1 pseudogene is annotated in these 787 nt (G+C 61.2%); it reads right to left on the reverse strand.

Annotation, left to right across the window (positions count from 1 at the left end):
• Positions 1-746 (reverse strand): annotated as a pseudogene (locus K7G81_RS17935) (IS5 family transposase); the annotation flags it as partial.
• Between the last annotated feature and the right edge of the window lie 41 nt (positions 747-787).

Genomic DNA, 787 nt, shown 5'->3' on the forward strand with positions numbered 1-787 from the left:
GTCGGCGAGTTGGTCATAGCGTGTCGCGATGGCGCGGTTGATCTTCAGGCGTCCGAAGAAGCGCTCGATCTGGTTGCGCTGCTTGTAGAGTTTCCTGTCGTGCTCGATCGGCACACGGCGGTTTGATCGCCCGGGAATGACGGCCTCGATACCGCGTTCGGCAAGATCGGCGCGGATGGCGTCGGCATCGTATCCCTTATCAGCCAGTAGCGCCTTGGGTGTTTGGTCTGGCATAGCGATCAGGGCGTCATAGGCCTTGCAATCAGCGGCTTCGCCGACTGTCAGGTGGAAGGCGAGCGGTCGTCCTCGTCCATCAGCCAGACAGTGAAGTTTACTGGTGAACCCGCCCCGCGAGCGGCCAAGAGCTCTTCGACGAGTCCCCCTTTTCCGCCCGCTGCCGAGACATGGGCGCGAACCGTGGTGCTGTCGATGCTGTAGTGGCCGCTGTCCGCCATGATCTCGGCCAGTGTAACCGACACGGCCTCCCAAACCCCGGCATCGCTCCATCGCCTGAACCGCCGATAGATCGTGTTCCAGTTGCCGTATTTTGGCGGAACGTCGCGCCAGGGTGTGCCGCAGCGAAGTCGCCAGAGAATGCCGTTGATGATTGCGCGGTTCTCTTCAGGACGCCGTCCGCGCCCACGGTTCGACGCCTCAATCGGAAGCAACCCCTTCAAAACACGCCATTCTGCTTCGGTAAGATCGCCCCGACTCAAACCCGCCTCCAAAAGGCAGCCTTGAATCAACCGGCCATCGCAACGTCAACCAATTTGTCCACGCCGCCTAG

The organism is Hephaestia mangrovi (assembly GCF_019880555.1).
In the GTDB taxonomy this organism is placed as follows: domain Bacteria; phylum Pseudomonadota; class Alphaproteobacteria; order Sphingomonadales; family Sphingomonadaceae; genus Sphingomonas; species Sphingomonas mangrovi.